Source organism: Vibrio sp. 1580, from assembly GCF_033340055.1.
The window spans coordinates 1-570 of sequence record NZ_JAWOVT010000540.1 but is presented as its reverse complement, the minus strand read 5'-3'; the positions used below and the strand labels follow the sequence as shown (position 1 = coordinate 570).

The 570-nt window shown below is 42.8% G+C and carries 2 protein-coding genes; one reads left to right on the top strand and one right to left on the bottom strand.

The annotated features are described in order from the left end of the window. Positions 1-274 (top strand): citrate/2-methylcitrate synthase (locus R7093_RS27055; protein WP_318147251.1); only part of this gene is annotated, 274 nt, incomplete at its 5' end. A gap of 81 nt (positions 275-355) precedes the next feature. Here the strand turns inward: R7093_RS27055 and R7093_RS27050 are convergent. Continuing rightward, positions 356-570, bottom strand: a 215-nt coding sequence (locus R7093_RS27050) for a Nif3-like dinuclear metal center hexameric protein (protein WP_318147250.1), incomplete at its 5' end; no start/stop codon positions are given.

The following is a 570-nucleotide window of genomic DNA, read 5'->3' as shown; positions in this document are numbered from 1 at the left end:
AGCAATGGAACTTGAGCGTATCGCTCTTTCTGACGAATACTTTGTTTCTAAGAAACTGTACCCGAACGTAGATTTCTATTCAGGTATCATTCTGAAAGCGATCGGTATTCCTGTATCAATGTTTACGGTTATCTTCGCGATTTCTCGTACTATTGGTTGGATTGCCCACTGGAACGAGATGCACAGCGACCCACTAAACCGTATCGGTCGTCCACGTCAGCTTTACAAAGGCGAAACGCAACGTGAATTTTCGCCGCTTCATGAGCGCGAATAATCGTTACTAGAGTTATCAGATAAACAAAAGGGTTGAGATGTAAGTCTCAACCCTTTTTAGTTTTAACGATAAAAATACACGCTACACTGGATTATCAATATCCACAAACTCGACATCTAAACCGTATTCATCGGCTAACCACTTACCAAGTGCTTTGATGCCATAACGCTCTGTTGCATGGTGACCCGCAGCAAAATAGTGGATGTCCATCTCACGAGCGGTGTAAGTTGTTCGCTCCGAAATTTCGCCAGAAATGAATGCATCTAATCCATGCTGAACCGCAAGTTCAATGAAAT